Source organism: Limnohabitans sp. T6-20, assembly GCF_003063505.1.
Classification (GTDB): domain Bacteria; phylum Pseudomonadota; class Gammaproteobacteria; order Burkholderiales; family Burkholderiaceae_C; genus Limnohabitans_A.
Map to the genome: position 1 here is coordinate 707,505 of NZ_NERW01000003.1, position 19,115 is coordinate 726,619.

Genomic DNA, 19,115 nt, shown 5'->3' on the forward strand with positions numbered 1-19,115 from the left:
CCTGCTCCTAACGTTTTAGGAAGAAATTTTTCCCTAAAATTTATTGTCACACCATCCGAACTCATTTGCCAAGTTGAAATCCTGATAGCAGGCACTATCGCTTATTACTTTCCAATTGTGATCAATCAGCGCTTGGAACTTGGACACATCAATTAGCTGCATATAGTCAACCCGGTTAAATTCGCGACTAAACCCCAAACAGTCATCAGCCGACTGGACAAGAGATGTGGGGTAATAGGTCCAATCAGCGTGTGCTACAGCTTGGTCTCGAATCTCGAGAATCTTTTCGTGGAGTTCGGCCAGATCAGGACGCCCATCAAATAGGTTGATTTCATTTGCGTTCAGCCACTTAGACGCATTGCCGTTTGAGAGTGTTTTTTTGAAATGCCTAGCGTAAACAACTATGGATGCAATGATGATTGCATCCTTGGCCTTCTTTAGTCGGTATTTACTCAGATTCCCGAGATTTTTTTCGACCTCACGGAGCGACCATAGATAGTCACCAACCTCCCCCATATCTCGGGCTGCTAGAAATACTTTATGAGCTAACTTTTGCTTTTCTTGACTCATTGGTGAAATGATAATCTCCAGTAGCTCAAGACATCCGCCGGACGGCGCCCAAGCAAATGACGGCTCTCAGCCTTAAGCTGAACATTGGACTACGTTGACCGGTACCCATCAGATCTGACCAAGTTATCCGAAGAAAGGAGCTTATTCAGTCACGGAAATTACTCCGCTGAAGATGGCCTTACATGCTGACTGCACTATTCCATTCGCATGGCGTTTGAACAACAGCACGATTGCGGCAAAGAATCGTGTCCGGCTCTTTCTGGTCGATCGTAAGAAGAGCTAGCAGTCAATACTGTATGAATTTTTGCCAATCGCCATGTGCATCATGCTTAGTCCTTCACCGCTTTTTTCCCGAGCTGATTGTTAACAGCATCAATTACGCCAGCGACAACCCAAACAATAACAATCACTCCAAGGACGATCATCGTTGTGGCCAGCCATCCGCGCCCTGCGATAACGGGCATTGCGACAACAAATTCATAAGCGGTGTCCCATACCGTCCCAGCGACATGCATCAGAAGGGTAAAACTGACAATCCAAAATAAATTTCGGAAAGTCCAGAGGCTTTGCTTGCTCCAAGCTATATATTGCTCTTCATAGCTTGACTCAAGTTGCTGAATCTTCGCCTCGTTTTCTTTTGCTCTCTCTGCGTAAGCTGCACGCAAAGCATCTCGTTCAGCCTCCGATTTGCTCTCCCAGTTTTCCGACTCAACGTCCCAGATCGCATCTTCTTTGGCACGGGCCTCTGCCCGTGCGTCGTCCATTGCCTGCCAGACGTCTTCAGGCTGCTTTAGCCCTAACCAGATCTCGCGTACAGACTGTGGCTTTGCCAGAGATCTAGAGACAAGAACCGAACCACTAAGGACCAAAATCGCCAGCAAGACAATTACATCGAACTCTTCTTTTTTAAGGTACTGGAATGTCACCATCACTGCAAGCCCGAATGCAATGTAGCCAAGAACTTTGAGCGTCTTCTTGGTCGCAGCTTTGCGGTCAGCTTCAAAGGAAGCGCGGATTTTTCTGTAATTCGTCCAGACGATAGCCGGAGGAACAATTACACCCAATGCTGCACTTATGACTAATGACCAAGTGCTGTCGTTGTTCAAAGAATTTGACCAAAGCAAAACTCCGAGGAATAACGACCATATTAAAAAAATGAAAGCGAACAGGAGGGCGTACTTGATAACCTTATTGACGGCCAGTGCAGCCCCCTGATTCGATTGCATGAGCGCAACAAGAATCAGAGCAAGCAAAATAGCGATGATCCAAGTCATAGTATTTTTTGATAATTAATAGCTACAGGAGTATAGGACCTTTCCGCGCTTTTGCTTTGGCAAATACGAAGACTAACTTTGTCATGTAGTGCTCGTGTGAGCGATAACGCCACACAAGCTGTACTTGTCCAATTTTGGAATAAGTCGGCTGCTACCGTAACCAGAAGTCCTGCAAGTTCAACTTCCAGCCCATGTAGAGCATTGCACCAACTGCCCCTCGGCTAAATCGAGATCAATGATTAACTAAAGGCCACCGCAATGGCCCAACAGCCATTGCAGAGCTTCAACTCTTAGCCTTAAGCAGTGTCAATACGTCCCCGGATAAGCCCCGCCATCGGCCAACACGTTCTGGCCCGTCATGTAGGCCGCGTGCTGACTGCACAAGAAGGCGCAGATCGCCCCAAACTCTTGCGGGTTGCCGTAGCGCCCAGCCGGGATTTGCGCTTGCTGGATGGCGCGCATTTCTTCAACTGTCTTGCCTTGCTTTTGCGCCATCGCGGGCAGCGTGGAGCGGATGCGGTCGGTGTCGAACTTGCCGGGCAGCAGGTTGTTGATGGTCACGCCCTGGCCCGCGATCTTGCTGCGCGAGGTGCCGGCCACAAAACCGGTCAGGCCACTGCGGGCACCATTGGACAAGCCCAGCACATCGATGGGCGACTTCACCGAGCTGGAGGTGATGTTCACAATGCGGCCAAAGCCGCGCGCGGCCATGCCGTCCACCGTGGCTTTGATCAGCTCAATCGGTGTGAGCATGTTGGCGTCGATGGCCTTGATCCAGGCCTCGCGGTCCCAGTCGCGGAAGTCGCCTGGGGGTGGGCCGCCTGCGTTGGTGACCACGATGTCGTAGTCTTTGCCCGGGCCGCCAGCCACGTTCCAGATCGCTTCGCGGCCGGCTTCGCTGGTGATGTCTTGCGCCACGGCGATCAGTTGCACTTGGCCACCTGTTTCGGCACGCAAGTCATCCACGGCTTTGTTCAGCACTTCGGCGCCACGCGCCACCATGACCACGTTCACGCCTTCCAGCGCCAGCGCACGTGCGCAACCCCAGCCCAAGCCTTTGCTCGCGCCACCCACCAATGCCCACTTGCCTGCAATGCCCAAATCCATTTTTTTCTCCTGTTGATTTCAAATTTTGGGTGCGCGTGTCACCCAGAAAACACCCGACAGCACCAGCACGGTGCCGCCCACAATCCACATATTGAAAGGCTCACCCAAAAGGACCACACCCATGAGCAGCGTGGACATGGGTCCGATCATGCCGGTCTGAGCAGTCAGTCCAGAGCCGATGCGTTCAATGGCCATCATGACCAAGACCACGGGCACCGCCGTGCAGGCGGTGGCGTTGAGCAGTGACAACCAGATCACGGGTTCGGCCACCTGCGCTGCAGACAGCGGCCGCAGCAACACGAACTGACCAATGCAAAACACACAGGCCACCGAAGTGGCCCAGCCAGCCAGCCGCAGCGAACCCAAGCGCTGCACCATCTGACCGCTGTAACTGAGGTACAGCGCATAACTGATGGCACTGCCCAGCACCAGCGCCGCACCCAGAGCGGCGTTCTTGCCGTCCAGTGCAGCCTCGTGGCCGAACACCAGCATCACACCCGCGTAGCTGATGGCCATGCCCACCCCTTGGCGGTAGCTGATTTTGCGGCGATACAAGAACCAGCCCAGCACCAGCACCAGTGTGGGGTTGAGGTAAAGGATCAGTCGCTCGAGCGAAGCGCTGATGTATTCGAGCCCCCAAAAGTCCAGAAACGAAGCCAGGTAGTAACCGCTGAAGCCCAGACCCAAAATGCCCAGCCAGTCACGCCCACTCATGCGGGGTTTGCCGCGCCCAGCCCACAAAGCCATGAGCAAGAACATGGGTAAAGCGAAGAGCATGCGGTACATGACCAGCGTGACAGCGTCCACACCATGGCGGTAAGCCAACTTGACGATGATGGCCTTGCCACTGAAAGCGATCGAGCCGGCCATGGCCATGAGCAGGCCGGAAGTCATTTGGGAGGGTTTGAAGGCGGTCATGGTTCAACGGCCCGTTCGGGCTTTGACCCAGTCCAACAATGCGTCGGATGCGGCCTCGGGTGTGGTGGCATGGTTCGCTGGCACCACCAGATAACGGCTATCGGCATGCACCGGTAATTTTTGATAAATCGCGGCAGAACCAGAAGGGTAGAGAGGGTCTTGGGTCCCGATGGCCCAGAACACGGGCACGGGTTTGCGGAAGTTCTGAGCACTCAGCGCCATGTTGCCCCAACCTTGCGGATCAAAATAACTCCACAATGCTGCGGCCGTCGCCTTGACCGTCCGTCGCTGGCCCTGGTTGATGTCGGTCATCTCCACCCCAGCTGCGCCTTGGCCTGACGCTACCGCCTGGCGTGCGGCGTCAATGCCGGTGCGAACATCCGCGATGGCATAAAAATTTTCAGGCACGTGGCCCGGCGCCATGGGCAGCACCGCGTCCACATCACCCTCTTGCGCCATGTAGGCCAAAGAAGCATTGGCACCAAAACTTTGTCCGCCCACGGCCACCCACTGCAAGCCCGATTGCCTGAACTGGTGGACAGCTTCGCGAATTTGCGCGATCGCATCGGCATAAGGCTTGTCATACAAGCGCGCACGCGACCAAGGCATCTCCAGCGACTTGACCTGGCACATCGGCTCCAGTTTTTGCACCACCGGCTTGAGGTACGGCGTTTGGGCAGTTCCCCATTTGCCATGCATCAGCACCACACCGCACGAAAGCGGTTCGGCCCATGCCGGCGCACCCGCCCAAAGGCCTGCGCCCAAAAGGCTGAGTGCAACTGCGCGAATGTGCATCAAAAGCCCACCGCCTGCCCATCACGGCGCGGGTCGCTGGCGGCCATGTAACCTTCCACGCCCGGATCGCCCATGCGCCAGATGAACTGGCCTGCGCCAAAGTCTTGGTACGAGTCGTTGATGATGTCCAGCTCGTGACCACGGGCGATCAGGCCCTGCACGGTCTGGGCGTTCATGGCGGCTTCGACGTTGATGTTCATGCCGGTGTTGTAGCGCCAGCGCGGTGCATCGCAGGCGGCTTGCGGGTTTTGCTTGTAATCGAGCATGCGCACCAGGGTTTGCATGTGGCCCTGCGGCTGCATGTTGCCACCCATCACGCCGTAGCTCATGACGGGCTGGCCGTCCTTCGTCAGAAAAGCCGGGATGATGGTCTGGAAAGGCCGCTTGCCAGGCTTGACCAAGTTGGCCATGTTGGGGCCGTTGAGGTTGGTGCTGAAACCATGGCCCCGGTTTTGCAGGCTGATGCCGTAGGTCGGCTCCACCACACCCGAGCCAAAGCCCATGTAGTTGCTCTGAATGAAGCTGACCATCATGCCGTTTTCATCGGCAGCCGTCAGGTAAATGGTGCCGCCCTTGACCGGGTTGCCTGCCTGGAAGTTTTGTGCTTTTTTCAGGTCGATGAGCTTGGCACGGCTGGCCAAATAGGCCGGGTCGAGCATTTGCTCGGGCGTGACCTCCATGTAGCGCGGATCGGCCACATAGCGGTACACATCGGCAAAGGCCAGCTTCATGGCTTCGATTTGCAGGTGCTGCGAATCCACACCGTCCACCGCGTGGCTGGCCAGGTCAAAGTTGGAGAGAATGCCCAAGGCGATCAGCGCGGCGATGCCCTGCCCGTTCGGCGGAATTTCGTGCAGGGTGTAGCCCCGGTAGTCTTGCGCAATGGGCTTGACCCACTCGGGTTTGAAGTCGGCCAGGTCTTTGGCGGTGATGCTGCCGCCGTTTTCCTTGGCGAACTTTTCAATCGCCTCAGCGATTTCACCGCCATACAAGGCTTGGCCTTTGGACTCGGCAATGGCGCGCAGACCACGGGCGGCATTTTTGAACTGGAACAGCTCACCCACCTCGGGCGCACGACCCCAAGGCAAAAAGCTTTGTGCAAAACCCGGCAATGACTGCAACTCGGGTGTCGCAGCCGCCCATTTCTGCTGCACCACCACGGGCATCAAGTAGCCACGCTCGGCCACGTCGATGGCGGGCTCCAGCAAATCGGCAAAAGGCAGCTTGCCAAAGCGCTCACTCAGCGCCACCCAACCTGCCACCGCGCCGGGCACGGTGACCGAATCAAAGCCGCGCTTGGGGGGCGTGAGGGCGTCAGCGCCGTATTTGCGGTGAAAGTAGTCGGGCGTCCAAGTGGCCGGGGCGGGGCCGGACGAGTTGAGGCCGTGCAATTCTTTGCCGTCCCACAAAATGGCAAAAGCGTCCGAACCGAGGCCGCAACTCACGGGCTCGGTCAGCGTGATCACCGCTGCAGCGGCAATGGCGGCGTCCACCGCGTTGCCACCCTTGAGCATCATGCGCAAGCCGGCTTGCGCCGCCAAAGGGTGAGAAGTGGAAACGATGTTGCGCGCAAACAGCGGCAAACGGGTGCTGGTGTAGGGGTATTGGTTTTGAAATTGCATGTCAGTCCAATGTGATCTTGCGCTCGGTGATGGTCTTTTTCCATTTGGCCGATTCCTTGGCCAGCATGGTGGTGAATTGGGTGGGTGTGCCACCCACAGGCTCGATGCCAAAGCGTTGGAGCTTGTCGATCACTTCAGGGTCTTGCAGCACCTGGTTGGCGGCAGTGTTCACTCGGCTGATCACATCGGCAGGCAGCCCCTTGGGGCCAAACAGGCCAAACCAAGTGGTGGATTCGTAACCGGGCAACACATCGGCAATGGGCGGAACGCCAGGGGCCAAAGGCGTGGCTTTGAGCGAGGTCACACCCAGCGCACGCAAACGACCGTCGCGCACATGTGGCAGGCCCGTGGGCAAGCTGTCAAACAGCACGTCGACCTTGCCGCTGACCAAATCAGGAATGGCCAGGGCTGTGCCCTTGTAGGGGATGTGCACCACAAACAGATTGGCCTGCGCTTTGAACAGCTCAGCCGTCAACTGCACGATGGTGCCGTTGCCACTGGAGGCGTAGTTCAGGCGACCCGGGTTCTTTTTGGCGTAGTCGATCCATTCCTTGACGGTCTTGGCCGGAGAACTGTTGGGCACCAGCATGATGCTGGGCGCGTTGCCCACCTGGCCGATGGGGGTGAAGTCTTTCACAGCGTCATATGGCATGCGCGGGTTCAGATTGGGGCCAATCGAGTGCGTGCTGGAGGTGGCCAGCAGCAAGGTGTAACCATCGGGCGTGGCTTTGGCCACCAAATCCGAGCCCAAGGTGCCGCCCGCACCGGGGCGGTTTTCGACCACCAAGGTTGTGCCCATTTTTTCGCTGAGTTTTTGCGACAGCGTGCGGGCAAACAAATCGGTGGCCCCTCCCGCTGGAAACGGCACGATCAGACGGACGGGCTTGGTCGGGTAGGACTGGGCTTGCACGGAAGTGACGCAGACCAAGCCCACAAAGGCAGCCAGCAGCGCATGGATCACATCTTGTCTTTTCATGAGGTTTCCAAAAACAAAAAACAGGGCCCAAGCCCAATAAAAAACTTATTTTGGCAGAGCCACGGCCGGTGCTGCGCGCTCTGGTGACATGCCCCTTGGACGGACCAAAGAAAACGGCCTCCAAGGAGGCCGTTTTCGCATTGAAAGCTTCAGTCGATCATTCTTCGACGAAAGCCTCTTCACGCTTGGACTTGATCGATGGCAAAGTCACAATGACCAAGAGGACCAAAGCCGCCGCCAACAAACTGGCAGACAGGGGACGCGTGACAAACACGCTCCATTCACCACGCGACAGCAACATGGCGCGGCGCAGGTTTTCTTCCATCATCGGCCCCAAAATGAAGCCCAGCAGCAAAGGTGCAGGCTCCATGCCCAGCTTGATGAAGCCGTAACCCACCACACCAAACAAGGCCACCAACCAGATGTCAAAGGTGTTGTTATTGGTCGAGTAGACACCGATCGCGCAGAACAGCACGATGGCGGGGAACAACCAGCGGTAAGGCACCGACAGCAACTTGATCCAGATGCCGATCAAAGGCAGGTTCAAGATCACCAGCATGGCGTTGCCGATCCACATCGAGGCAATCAGGCCCCAGAACAACTCGGGGTTGCTGGTCATGACCTGAGGGCCAGGCTGGATGTTGTGGATCGTCATGGCACCCACCATCAAGGCCATCACGGCGTTGGGCGGGATGCCCAAAGTCAGCAAAGGAATGAACGAGGTTTGTGAGGCTGAGTTGTTGGCCGACTCAGGCGAGGCCACACCACGGATGTTGCCTTGACCGAAAGGCACTTCGCCTGGCTTGAGCTTGGTCTTTTTCTCGATGGTGTAGGCAGCAAACGAGGCCAACAAAGCACCGCCGCCTGGCAAGATGCCCAAAGCGGCACCCAGGAAAGTGCCACGCAACACAGCCGGGACCATGTTCTTGAAGTCTTCCATGGTGGGCATCAAGCCCGTCACTTTGGCGGTGAAAACTTCGCGGTCTTCTTCTTTTTGGGACAGGTTGGAGATGATCTCGCCGTAACCAAAAACACCCATGGCGATGGTGATGAAGCCCACACCGTCGGTCAGCTCAGGAATGTCGAAGCTGAAACGCGCCACGCCAGAGTTCACGTCGGTACCGATCAGGCCCATGAGCAAACCCAAGACGATCATGCCCACAGCTTTGACCAGTGAACCCGAGGCCAGCACCACGGCACCGATCAAGCCCAGAACCATCAGCGAGAAGTACTCGGCAGGGCCGAACTTAAACGCCACTTCGGTCAATGGACCCGCGAAGGCCGCCAACACCAAAGTACCCACACAACCGGCAAAGAAAGAACCCAGACCGGCCGCTGCCAAAGCAGGACCTGCCCGGCCTTTTCGGGCCATCTGGTAACCGTCGATCATGGTCACCACCGAGGAAGCTTCACCCGGCAGATTGACCAAAATGGCGGTGGTGGAGCCGCCGTACTGGGCACCGTAGTAGATACCGGCCAGCATGATCAGCGCAGCCACAGGAGGCAGCGCATAGGTGGCAGGCAGCAGCATGGCGATGGTGGCCACAGGGCCAATGCCAGGCAGCACACCAATCAGGGTGCCCAAAAGGCAACCAATCAGCGCGTAAAGCAGGTTTTGAAAAGTGAACGCGACCCCAAAACCGAGCGCAAGGTTGTCAAACAATTCCATGAATTTTTCTCCTCAACCGGTAATGAATGTGGGCCAAACAGGGAACTGCAGCTTGAGCAACATCACGAAAGCGCCGTAACTGCCGATCGACAGGATCGTGGCAAGCACCAAGACTTCTTTGAGTTTGAAGGTGTCACCAGCCAGGCTGACCACCAAGGTGGTGCCGAAGATGGCCACAACCAAACCCATGGCCGGCACGCCCAAACTGGGCAGACCACCCAGCAAAATGCCAAACAGCACGTTGCCTGCAATGATGAAGAACAAAGGCTTCCAAGCCCATGCACCGATCTTGTCGCCGTCCTGGGTCTCAACGGTCAAGGACTTGAACATGACGAAGGCACCGATCAGGGCCAACAAAATGCCCAGCAGCAGCGGGAAGTAGCCAGGGCCCATGCGTGCGCCTGAGCCCACGGTGTAGTTGGTGGCTCCGTAGGCGAAGGCTGCGCCTGTGACTGTGTAGAACAGTCCGGAAAAAAAGTCTTTTTGACTCTTGATGTTCACGAGATATCTCCTCTGATTTGAGTTGACAAGATTCTGCGTGAACAATCCGGTTTTATGGATGTGGGTTACACCTATGTTCCCGAGGTGACAAACACATGGTTTACCCTGATGCGCGTCCGATGGTTGCAGCCATCAAACTCGATCACTCATTTGACCAAAGGCTTGAACACCTTGAGCCATTTGACAGCGGGCAAGCCCCATTTGTCCTGAATGTCAGCAGCTGCGGCGATCAACTCTTCACGTTGGGGTCGACTTGCGGTGCGCTGTGCCAGCACGATGGCATTGCCCTCACGGGTGGGTTTGAATTCCCATACGGCGTCTTCGCCAAAAGCTGCGCAAATTTTTTCCACGCTCTCGGCGTAGCTTGACGAGCGGCCAAACAGGTTCACCGTCATGCAACCATGCTGGCTGAGCAGTTCACGGCAGTGGCGGTAAAAGTCTGGGGTGTCCAGCACCGGGGCCGCCGCCTCTTCGTCGTACAGATCAACCTGCAAGGCATCTACCGTGCCGCGCCATTCGTCCGACTGGATTTCCTGCGCCGCATCGGCCAGCACCACGCGCAAGCGCTCGTCATCGGGCGGCAAACGGAACCAGCCCCGGCAGGCGTGCAGCACACCGGGGTTGAGCTCAATCGCAGTGGTGGTCATCTTGAGTTTTTTATAGCAAAACTTGGTGATCGTGCCTGCACCCAAACCCAGCTGCATGGCGTGTGCGCCCTTGACTTCGTCGTGCGGGAAAAACAGCAGCCAACCGAACATGCGCTGCACGTACTCCAGCTCGATGTCAAAGGGTCGGTCCAGAAACATCGAGCCCTGAATCCATTCGGTGCCCAGGTGCAGGTAACGGATTTCACCATCTTCGGAAAAATTGACTTCGGGCAGTTCGATGGCTTTGGCTGTGGCTTTTTTGCGGATCATTCAGATTTTCCGTGCGGGTGCGCCATTCAGGCGTCAGGGGTGTCGTTTGGGTCCGTTGCATCGCCGGACCACAGGCCATGCGCTTGCATGACCGCACCCCAGGCAGCGCGTTTTTGTTCAAAAGTCCATGTCGCATTCGCGGGACTGGTCGATGGTAGGCGATGGAGCGTGACTTGCTCGGCCAATCCGGCTTGCGCCAGAGATTTTTTGACGGCCTGGGCATGGCGAAAGCTCTCGCTCCCGTTGTGGGCGATGCCGGTCAGATGGGGACAGCGCTGCAACAATGCGGGAAAGTCATTCAATTGCGCGGCACGGATCGCGCTGTCCAAGCTGCCTTCGCGCTCGCATTGCGCATACACATCCCACACACCCACGCCTTGGGCCAGCAGGCACTGGCAGCGCTGCGGGTAATCGCGATCGGCGGGCCAGGGGGCATTGGGCCAAAGGGATTGCATGATGCGCCAGAAATGGTTTTGCGGGTGAGCGTAGTACTGCTGCAACTGCAGGGATTTGACGCTCGGGAAACTGCCGAGCACCAGCACACGCGCACCCACGCCCACCAATGGCTGCAAACCCTGCAAACGCAGGGGAGCTGACAAATCAGATGGCGCAAGTTGGTTCATCGGCTGGCACCTGCCAACCCGGGCAAGACCCGCTGCGCGTTGCGCGTGGTTGCTGCGGCCAGATCGTGCAGCGACAGGCCCCGCAAATCGGCCATCACTTTGGCGATGCGCGGCAACTCAGCCGGGGTGTTTCGGCCTTGCACAACGCCTTGGGCACGTTGGTCGGCGGTTTGGTAGATCCACTGCGGCGGGATATCCGGTGCGTCGGTTTCCAACACGATGTCGCACAAGGGCAGTTCACAGGCAAGGCGTCGCAGTTGCAAAGACCGCTCATAGGTGAGTGTGCCGCCAAAACCCAGCGCAAAACCCTGGTCTACAAAAGCTTGTGCTTGCTGCGCACTGCCATTAAAAGCGTGGCCAATGCCCGAGACCACCGGGTATTGGCGCAAGCCTTTGAGCAAGAGGTCAGCCGATCGCCGCACGTGCAAGATCACGGGCAAGCTGTGTTGTTGCGCCAGCTTGAGCTGCGCGGTATAAAAAAACCATTGGCGCTCGCGCATCTCGGGAGTGCACAGCGCAGGCAGAAAAAAGTCCAGACCGATCTCGCCCACCGCCACCAGCCTCGGGTCGCCTGCGTGCTCGCGCAAGGCCTGGTCCAGCGCCTGCAGATCGGCTTCTTGGGCCTGCGGTACATACAAGGGATGGATGCCCAAGGCGTAAGCATCACCATGCCGCTCGGCCAGTTGCGCCACCTCAGCCCAATGACTGGCGTGCACCGACGGGATCACGCAGCGCGTCACCCCTGCTTGGCGGGCTGCCTCGCGCACCACATCCCTGTCGGCGTCAAACTCGGCCGCGTCCAGGTGGCAGTGCGTGTCGATCCACATTCAAAATTCACACAGGCGCTTGCAACACGCCCTTGACCAGGTGCAATTGCCGGTCGCAACGCGCCGCCAAGGCCTGGTCGTGCGTGACCACCACAAAGGCTGTGCCACGCTCACGGGCCAGCTGCAGCATCATGGCAAACACGCCGTCGGCGGTTTCGCGATCCAAATTGCCGGTGGGCTCGTCCGCCAACACACAGGCCGGGTCATTGACCAATGCGCGGGCCAAGGCCACACGCTGGCGCTCGCCGCCCGACAACTCCGATGGCCTGTGGTACAGGCGCTCGCCCAAGCCCACGCGTTGCAACCAGCCCGAGGCCACCGCAGCGGCTTCGGCGCGGTCTTGCCGGCGAATCCACAATGGCATGGCCACGTTGTCGAGCGCGCTGAACTCGGGCAGCAGGTGGTGGAACTGGTAAACAAAACCTAAATAACGGTTGCGCCACTGGCCCTGCTCGGCTGCACTCAGGGCGGACAGCAATTGACCTTTGAGCTTGACCGAGCCTTGCGTAGGCGCGTCCAACCCGCCCAGCAAATGCAGCAAGGTGCTTTTGCCTGAGCCCGAAGCGCCCACGATGGCCAAGGTCTCACCAGCGTTCACTTGCAGATCCACGCCTTGCAGCACGGTCACGTCCAAGCGCCCTTCGGTGAAGCGCTTGGTCAGGCCTTGGGCCTGCAATACGGTGCCCACGTTTTTGGTGTCATTCATAACGCAGTGCCTCCGCCGGATTGACCTGGCTGGCCCGCCAGCTGGGGTAGAGCGTGGCCACAAAAGCCAGCACCAAAGAAATGATGGCCACCGGCCAAATGTCGCTGGCCAAAGGCTCGCTGGGCATGCGGCTGATCAGGTAAATGTCTCGCGGCAAAAAGCTGGCGTTGAACAGTTTTTCCAACGCGGGCACGATCACGTCGATGTTGAAGGCCACCAGCAGGCCCAAGAGCAAGCCACTCATCGTGCCGATCACCCCAACCGCCGCGCCCTGCACCACAAAGATGCCCATGATGCTGCGCGGGCTGGCCCCCAGTGTGCGCAAGATCGCGATGTCTGCACGTTTATCGGTCACCGTCATCACCAGTGTGCTGACCAAATTGAAAGCAGCCACCGCCACGATGAGGGTGAGGATAATGAACATCATGCGTTTTTCGACCTGGACGGCGGCAAACCAGGTCTTGTTTTGCTGCGTCCAGTCGCGCACAAAGAATTGCGGGCCCAGCTCAAGCTGCAGGTCGCGCGCCACCTCACGCGCGAAGTGCAAATCGCGCAGCTTCAAGCGCACGCCGCTCGGACCTTCCAGGCGGAACATGCGGGCGGCGTCATCGACATGCATCAGCGCCAGCGCCGAGTCATATTCGTAATGCCCGGAAGAAAACGTGCCCACCACGCCCATTTGCTTCATGCGTGGCACCACACCCGCAGGCGTGACCTGGCCTGACGGCGACACCAGGGTCACTGGATCACCCGTCTGCACGCCCAAGTTGTTGGCCAAATCGCGGCCCAGCACCAGGCCAAACGCACCTGGCTGCAATCGCTGCAGCACCCCGGCTTGTGTGTCGTTCGACAAATCACTGACCTCAGGCTCCAGCGCCGGGTCAATACCGCGCACCAACACACCCTTCATGTCCTCACCCCGGGCCAGCAGGGCCTGCGCGGTGATGAAAGGCGCAGCACCCACCACTTGCGGGTGCGCCTTCAAGCGGGTGAGCAATGCGGGCAACTGGTCAACCGCCGCGCCGTCGGCGGCATACACCTCAATGTGCGAGACCACGCCCAACATGCGGTCGCGCACCTCTTTCTGGAAGCCGTTCATCACGCTCAACACGATGATGAGCGCCGCTACCCCCAGGCCAATGCCCATCATGGACACACCAGAAATGAAAGAAATGAAGCCGTTGCGCCGCGTGGCACGGCCCGCGCGGGTGTAACGCCAGCCGAGCACCAGCTCGTAGGGGATGTTTTTGAAAAAAGCCATAGACCGCTATTGTGACCAATCGGTCAATGCCCTGAGCAAAGCTCAAAAACACGTGCACACATGGTGTTTCCACCGAGAAAGTCGCTGCAGTGACGGTGCTTGCATTGCTTTGAATTAAAACTTGGACACCTGTGACGTTCAACCATGCCCCCAGAGTGCCTGAGCTCAAGGTTAGAAGCATCTTTTACCCCAAGGAAGCCCGCTATGAAAACACAACACGTCAGCCTGTACACCTTCGCCGCAATCGCCCTTTTAAGTGCCTGCCAAACCGCCCCCGTCAATCGCGCTGAGCCACCCACCTCACCCGAAGTCGTGGGCGAGTTTCGCAAGGGGTCGGGTTATTTGAACGGTTATTTGGACCGCAAAGCCTTGCCCGACAGCCTAGCCCTGGTGCCTCCGCCACCGCCCCCCGGATCGGCCCGACACGCGGCAGACCTCGAGGCGCACCGCCAAACACGCGCTTGGCGCGACACGCCTCGCTGGGCACTGGCCACCCAAGATGTGAACCTGAAGTTCCCTGAGGCCGGCGGGGTGTTCTCGTGCGCACTCGACGTACCCATCTCGCAAGAAGCCACGCCCCACCTCAACATGTTGCTGCGGCGCACCCTGATCGATGCAGGGTTGGCCACGTACAAAGCCAAAGACCATTACGCGCGCAAACGCCCATTTGCACAACTGAGTGAGACCACCTGTTCGCCCAAGGAAGAAGCGCAGCTGGCCAAAGACGGCTCCTACCCTTCAGGCCATGCCGCCTTGGGCTGGGCCTGGGGCCTGATCTTAACAGGCGTGGCACCCGAAAAAGCTGACGCCCTGTTGCAACGTGCACACGCTTTTGGGGACAGCCGCATGGTCTGTGGCGTGCATTGGCAAAGCGACTTGGAAGCCGGGCGCGTGGTGGGTGCCGCCGCCGTGGCCCGCTTGCAAGCCGATCCGGTTTTTCAGGCGCAGGCCCAGCTGGCCAAAGTCGAAATAGCGAGCGCCCGCGCCAAAGGTCTGAAATCCGACCGACAAGATTGCGCCACAGAAGCAGCTGCACTGCAGCGGTGAAATGCGGGTGCGTCTGCACCCGCAAAGGTCAGCGCTGATCACGCCCCCCCGGTGCTGAACTTGCCGATCTGCAAGTTAAGGCCTGTTGTTCTCCGTTGGCGACTTCAGCCCCGACGGTTTTCAGCGGCTGGCCTTAGCCAGCGCCTGGTCGATGTCCCACAGGATGTCGTCCAGATTCTCCAAGCCTACCGAAATGCGCACCATGTCGGGCGGTACACCTGCGGCCAGTTGCTGCGCTTCGTCGAGCTGGCGGTGCGTGGTGCTGGCCGGGTGGCTGATCAGGGTGCGGGTGTCGCCAATGTTGACCAGGTGGCTCATGAACTGGGCCGACTCGATGAAGGTCACGCCCTGCGCCAAGCCACCTTTCACGCCAAAGGACAACAGACCCGAGGCACCGCGCATCTGGCGCTGCATCAGGGCGTGTTGCGGGTGGTCGGGCAAGCCGGGGTAATTGACCCAGGCCACACGCGGGTCGGCCTGCAAAAACTTCGCCACGCCCAGCGCGTTGTCGCAGTGCTTTTGCATGCGCAGCGGCAAGGTTTCGACGCCTTGCAGAATTTGCCAGGCACTCATGGGGCTGAGCGATGCGCCGAACACGCGCAGGCTTTCCATGCGGCAGCGCATGGTGAAGCCAAAGTCGCCAAAGGTCTCGTAAAACTTCACGCCGTGGTAGCCCTTGGACGGCTCGGTCATGCCCGGAAACTTGCCGTTGTCCCAAGGGAATTTACCGCCTTCGACCACCACACCGCCCAGCGTGGTGCCATGGCCCGCCAGGTATTTGGTGGCCGAATGCACCACGATGTCAGCGCCCAGCGCGAGCGGATTGCACAGCAGCGGACTGGGCACGGTGTTGTCGATGATGAGCGGCACGCCGTGCGCGTGGGCCACCGCGGCCACAGCCGCGATGTCCAGCACCACCATGCTCGGGTTGCCCAGGCTTTCGGCGTACACCGCGCGGGTGTTGGGTCGCATTGCGGCGGCAAAAGCTTCGGGTTTGGTTGCGTCCACAAACGTGGTCTCGATGCCAAATTTAGCCAAGCTCACGGCCAGCATGGTGACCGAGCCGCCGTACAAGGCTCCAGCGGCCACCACATGGTCACCCGATTGCAAGATGGTCATGAGCGCCATGGTCTCGGCTGCCATGCCCGAGGCACTGGCCACCCCGGCGCGTCCGCCTTCGAGCGCGGCCACACGCTCTTCGAGCACCGCCACCGTGGGGTTGCTCAGGCGAGAGTACACATTGCCAAAGGTTTGCAGGTTGAAGAGTGATGCTGCGTGCTCGGCACTGTCAAACACAAAGCTGCTGGTTTGGTAGATGGGCAAGGCGCGTGCGCCGGTGGCCGCATCGGGAATTTGCCCGGCGTGGATGGCCAGGGTTTCGGGGTGAAATTGGCGGTCGGTCATGGTGTTCGGTATGAAAAGTTGGCTTGAATTTGTAGGAGCCCACCCCCGTGGGCGATGGCTTGTTTCACACCAAGCGCCGCGCCGAGATGATGCCGGTGTTCACACCCACCCAGTTCAGGCCGCCAAACAGCCGGGCATGCTCAATCTTCACGCAGCGGTTGCTCACCGAATCCAAACCCGCTTGCCGGGCCAGGGCGTCGGCTTCGGAGTTGGCCACGCCCAGTTGCTGCCACAGGCACTTGGCACCGATCTGCACCGCTTGCTCGGCAATGGGCAGCACATCCTCGCTGCGGCGAAACACATCTACCATGTCCACCTTGAAAGGAATGTCGCTGAGGTTTGCGTAACAGGTTTCGCCCAAGATTTCCTGACCCGCATAGCGCGGGTTCACGGGCACGATCTTGAAGCCGTGCGACTGCATGTACTTGGCTGCAAAGTAGCTCGGTCGATGCCACTCAGCCGACAGGCCCACCACAGCGATGGTGGGGCAGGTTTTGAGGATGCGCCGCAGCGCGTGCAAATCGTTGTGCATGAGGTGATTCTTTCTCAATTCAATACCGCGCTTGGCCGCAGCGTTTCATTTGCCGTGATGCCCAGGTGGCCATGAGCGACAGCACGCCGCACACCGCCATCACGCCCAAATAATGCCCGCTGTGGTCAAACACCGCACCGGCCAATACGGGGCCTAACAAATTGCCCACAGCCGCGCCGCTGTAGAGCGTTCCCACCACGCTGGCCACCGAGCGACCGCCAAAGTAATCCATACAAATCGCAGGCAAAAGCGAGACGATGGACCCATAACTCAGGCCAAACCACAAAGCAAACACCACCAACATGATTTGCCCGCCCGCCGCGCCCCACAGCGCATAGGACGCACCCATGGACAGCTGCATCAGCACCAGCGTCTGCGCGCGGCCCAGTCGGTCGGCCAACAGGCCAATGGCAAAGCGCCCGACCAGACTCCCCACCCCAATCAGGCCCACCAAACCGACTGCAAAGGCTTCGCCCAGGCCCATATCACGCGCCGAGGCCGATACATGGGCGAAGGGAATGAACATTACAGGTGAAGCCAGCACGGTGGCCAGGTAAAGCCAACGGAAGGTGGGGCTGCTCAGGGTCTCGCGCAAGCTCAGGCCAGAGGCGGCGCCACCCGCAGTGGGCACACCCGGGGCGGCCTGTGCCGCAGGGGCGCGGCGCAGCAAACCGGCTGCCAACAAACCCAGCACCAACACCCCAAAAGCCAACAACTGCATGGCTTCACGCCAGGGCATGGGGCCAATCGCCATGGCCACCAGCACCGGCACCAGCAAGGTACCTGCGCCCACGCCCGAACTGGCAATGCCACCGGCCAGGCCACGGTGGGTAGTGAACCAAGGCTGCACGCTGGCAATGGAAGGTGTGTACACCAATGCAATGCCCAAGCCTACTAACAAGCCGTAACTCAGGTACACCGCCAGCAAAGATGAAGCCCAGCTGGTGGCCAACAGGCCCAGCGCAATGAGTGCCATGCCCGCCGAGCACACGATGCGCGGACCAAAACGGTCGGCCAGCATGCCGCCGCCCGCGCCCAGCACAAAGTAGACAAAGCCAGACAGGCCAAAAATCCAGGACACATCGGCCCGCTGCGCCGAAAACTCGGCTGCGAAAGATTCAAAAAATGCCGCAAACGAATACGACACCCCAAAGATCAGGGCCAAGCACACAAACGTTGCCCAAACCACCACCCAGGCATAGGGTTTTTCTTTCATGGTGTCTCCGTATTTTTTTTCGGCTGTGGTCGATTGTGCCCCCAAGGTCGAGGGCCCGCTGACCACCATGAACACCCGCCCCCGTCCATGAAAGTCGCAATGGACGGCATGAATGACCACACAGGGCTGCTCCCACTCGTCCCCGGCCAAAACCCTGGCACTTGGGGCCTGCGACAATCTGGACCCATGCACTTGATCATTCCCTACGCGGCCAGCCACGCCTTCAACGGCCCCGAGGTCTGGGGCGGTTTGCAGCTGCCCCATCTGCAAACCCTGCTGGGTCAGCTACAGCGCCAGCAAATTTGGCAAGACCCCGAACGAACACCTTTGCACCTGCCCCACGAACGTCTCCAGGCCCAAGCCTTGGGCTGGGTCAGCGACGCCACCGCCCTGCCTTGGGCTGCCTGGCATCAGGCGCAACAAAGTCAGCCCAGAGACCAAGCGCAGGCTTGGATGACACCTTGCCACTGGCAAGTGGGCATGGACCAGGTGGTCATGGCCGACCCGGCGCACCTGCACTTGTCTGACGAAGAGTCGCAACAACTTCTGCAGGCCATGCAGCCCTTCTTGATTGAGGACGGCCTGCAAGTGACTTGGCACAGCGCCTTGCTCTGGCACGCCCAAGGTGCCCTGTTGGCCGAGCTGAGTTGTGCCTCGCTGGACCGCGTGATCGGCCAAAACGTCAAAGCCTGGATGCCCGACAGCCCGACAGCCCGCCCGCTTCAGCGCCTGCAAAGCGAAATGCAAATGCTGCTGTACAACCACCCTGTCAACAACGCCCGCGATGCACGCAGGCAAATCGCCGTGAATTCATTTTGGCTGCACGGCGCGGGCAGCTTGCCAGTCGGCACACAGCCAAAGGTGCACCCCGTGACAGTGCCCGAGGGCCTGCGCTCAGCCGCCTTGCATGGCGATGTGCAGGCCTGGCGGCAAGCCTGGCAGCAGCTGGATACCACCACCGTGGCCGATGCGCTGGCCCACCTCCAAGCCACCGGCCAAGTCACGCTGAGCCTGTGCAGCGAACACGCGGCACACACCTACACCGCTGCGCCTGCGGCCTGGCACCAGCGGATCACCCGCCTGTTCAACAAGACGACCCCTGCGGCGGCATTGGCTGCCCTCATCACTCCTTAAACGCTCATTGATTGCC

At 59.0% G+C, this 19,115-nt stretch carries 19 protein-coding genes; 2 read left to right on the plus strand and 17 right to left on the minus strand.

Translation table 11 applies throughout. The features are described 5' to 3' along the window. Nucleotides 1-33 precede the first annotated feature (33 nt). The 14 genes from B9Z33_RS14075 to B9Z33_RS14140 all read right to left on the minus strand — a co-directional run bounded on the left by B9Z33_RS14075 (nt 34) and on the right by B9Z33_RS14140 (nt 13,766). Nucleotides 34-570, minus strand: a complete 537-nt coding sequence (locus B9Z33_RS14075) for a hypothetical protein (protein WP_108287625.1) — start codon at nt 568-570, stop codon at nt 34-36. Nucleotides 571-899: 329 nt separating this feature from the next. Continuing rightward, a complete protein-coding gene (locus tag B9Z33_RS14080; protein ID WP_108287626.1) occupies nt 900-1,844 on the minus strand; it encodes a hypothetical protein in 945 nt (314 codons plus the stop codon). 306 nt (nt 1,845-2,150) lie between these two features. Beyond that, nucleotides 2,151-2,951 (minus strand): SDR family oxidoreductase, encoded by an 801-nt coding sequence (locus B9Z33_RS14085; protein ID WP_108287627.1) that lies wholly within the window; start codon nt 2,949-2,951, stop codon nt 2,151-2,153. An 18-nt stretch (nt 2,952-2,969) separates the two neighbouring features. Beyond that, on the minus strand, nt 2,970-3,869 hold the full coding sequence (locus tag B9Z33_RS14090; RefSeq protein WP_233252840.1) for a DMT family transporter: 900 nt from the start codon (nt 3,867-3,869) through the stop codon (nt 2,970-2,972). Between the two features lie 3 nt (nt 3,870-3,872). After that, nucleotides 3,873-4,664 (minus strand): alpha/beta fold hydrolase, encoded by a 792-nt coding sequence (locus tag B9Z33_RS14095; RefSeq protein ID WP_108287628.1) that lies wholly within the window; start codon nt 4,662-4,664, stop codon nt 3,873-3,875. Next, the gene (locus B9Z33_RS14100) at nt 4,664-6,286 is read right to left on the minus strand and encodes a gamma-glutamyltransferase family protein (protein ID WP_108287629.1); all 1,623 of its coding nucleotides are present in this window, start codon (nt 6,284-6,286) and stop codon (nt 4,664-4,666) included. The genes B9Z33_RS14095 and B9Z33_RS14100 overlap by 1 nt, the downstream gene beginning before the upstream one ends. Before the next feature lies 1 nt (nt 6,287). Beyond that, entirely contained in the window at nt 6,288-7,262 is a 975-nt protein-coding gene (locus tag B9Z33_RS14105; RefSeq protein WP_108287630.1) for a tripartite tricarboxylate transporter substrate binding protein, read from the minus strand. 157 nt (nt 7,263-7,419) lie between these two features. Then, the gene (locus tag B9Z33_RS14110) at nt 7,420-8,931 is read right to left on the minus strand and encodes a tripartite tricarboxylate transporter permease (protein ID WP_108287631.1); all 1,512 of its coding nucleotides are present in this window, start codon (nt 8,929-8,931) and stop codon (nt 7,420-7,422) included. A 12-nt stretch (nt 8,932-8,943) separates the two neighbouring features. Beyond that, complete coding sequence (locus B9Z33_RS14115; RefSeq protein ID WP_108287632.1) at nt 8,944-9,432, minus strand: tripartite tricarboxylate transporter TctB family protein; 489 nt, start codon at nt 9,430-9,432, stop codon at nt 8,944-8,946. Between the two features lie 146 nt (nt 9,433-9,578). Further along, nucleotides 9,579-10,349, minus strand: coding sequence for a spermidine synthase (locus B9Z33_RS14120; RefSeq protein WP_108287633.1), 771 nt, complete (start codon nt 10,347-10,349; stop codon nt 9,579-9,581). 26 nt (nt 10,350-10,375) lie between these two features. Further along, nucleotides 10,376-10,972: a DNA-deoxyinosine glycosylase gene (locus tag B9Z33_RS14125; protein ID WP_108287634.1), complete on the minus strand. Its 597-nt coding sequence runs from the start codon at nt 10,970-10,972 to the stop codon at nt 10,376-10,378. After that, nucleotides 10,969-11,799, minus strand: a complete 831-nt coding sequence (locus tag B9Z33_RS14130) for a TatD family hydrolase (protein ID WP_108287635.1) — start codon at nt 11,797-11,799, stop codon at nt 10,969-10,971. Before B9Z33_RS14130 ends, B9Z33_RS14125 begins: the two co-directional genes overlap by 4 nt. 7 nt (nt 11,800-11,806) lie before the next feature. Next, nucleotides 11,807-12,505: a lipoprotein-releasing ABC transporter ATP-binding protein LolD gene (gene lolD / locus B9Z33_RS14135; protein ID WP_108287636.1), complete on the minus strand. Its 699-nt coding sequence runs from the start codon at nt 12,503-12,505 to the stop codon at nt 11,807-11,809. Further along, nucleotides 12,498-13,766 (minus strand): lipoprotein-releasing ABC transporter permease subunit, encoded by a 1,269-nt coding sequence (locus B9Z33_RS14140; RefSeq protein WP_108287637.1) that lies wholly within the window; start codon nt 13,764-13,766, stop codon nt 12,498-12,500. Before B9Z33_RS14140 ends, lolD begins: the two co-directional genes overlap by 8 nt. Before the next feature lie 204 nt (nt 13,767-13,970). On the opposite strand from B9Z33_RS14140, the gene B9Z33_RS14145 reads away from it, so the two are divergent. Then, the gene (locus tag B9Z33_RS14145; RefSeq protein ID WP_108287638.1) at nt 13,971-14,813 is read left to right on the plus strand and encodes a phosphatase PAP2 family protein; all 843 of its coding nucleotides are present in this window, start codon (nt 13,971-13,973) and stop codon (nt 14,811-14,813) included. Between the two features lie 120 nt (nt 14,814-14,933). On the opposite strand, the gene B9Z33_RS14150 is transcribed toward B9Z33_RS14145, so the two are convergent. The 3 genes from B9Z33_RS14150 to B9Z33_RS14160 all read right to left on the minus strand — a co-directional run bounded on the left by B9Z33_RS14150 (nt 14,934) and on the right by B9Z33_RS14160 (nt 17,965). Then, nucleotides 14,934-16,217: an O-acetylhomoserine aminocarboxypropyltransferase/cysteine synthase family protein gene (locus B9Z33_RS14150; protein ID WP_108287639.1), complete on the minus strand. Its 1,284-nt coding sequence runs from the start codon at nt 16,215-16,217 to the stop codon at nt 14,934-14,936. Nucleotides 16,218-16,281: 64 nt separating this feature from the next. Then, complete coding sequence (locus B9Z33_RS14155; protein ID WP_108287640.1) at nt 16,282-16,749, minus strand: CoA-binding protein; 468 nt, start codon at nt 16,747-16,749, stop codon at nt 16,282-16,284. 19 nt (nt 16,750-16,768) lie between these two features. Next, nucleotides 16,769-17,965: an MFS transporter gene (locus B9Z33_RS14160; RefSeq protein WP_158270225.1), complete on the minus strand. Its 1,197-nt coding sequence runs from the start codon at nt 17,963-17,965 to the stop codon at nt 16,769-16,771. Between the two features lie 186 nt (nt 17,966-18,151). Between B9Z33_RS14160 and B9Z33_RS14165 the strand changes: the two genes are divergently transcribed. Next, on the plus strand, nt 18,152-19,099 hold the full coding sequence (locus B9Z33_RS14165; protein ID WP_108287907.1) for a hypothetical protein: 948 nt from the start codon (nt 18,152-18,154) through the stop codon (nt 19,097-19,099). Nucleotides 19,100-19,115: the final 16 nt, after the last annotated feature.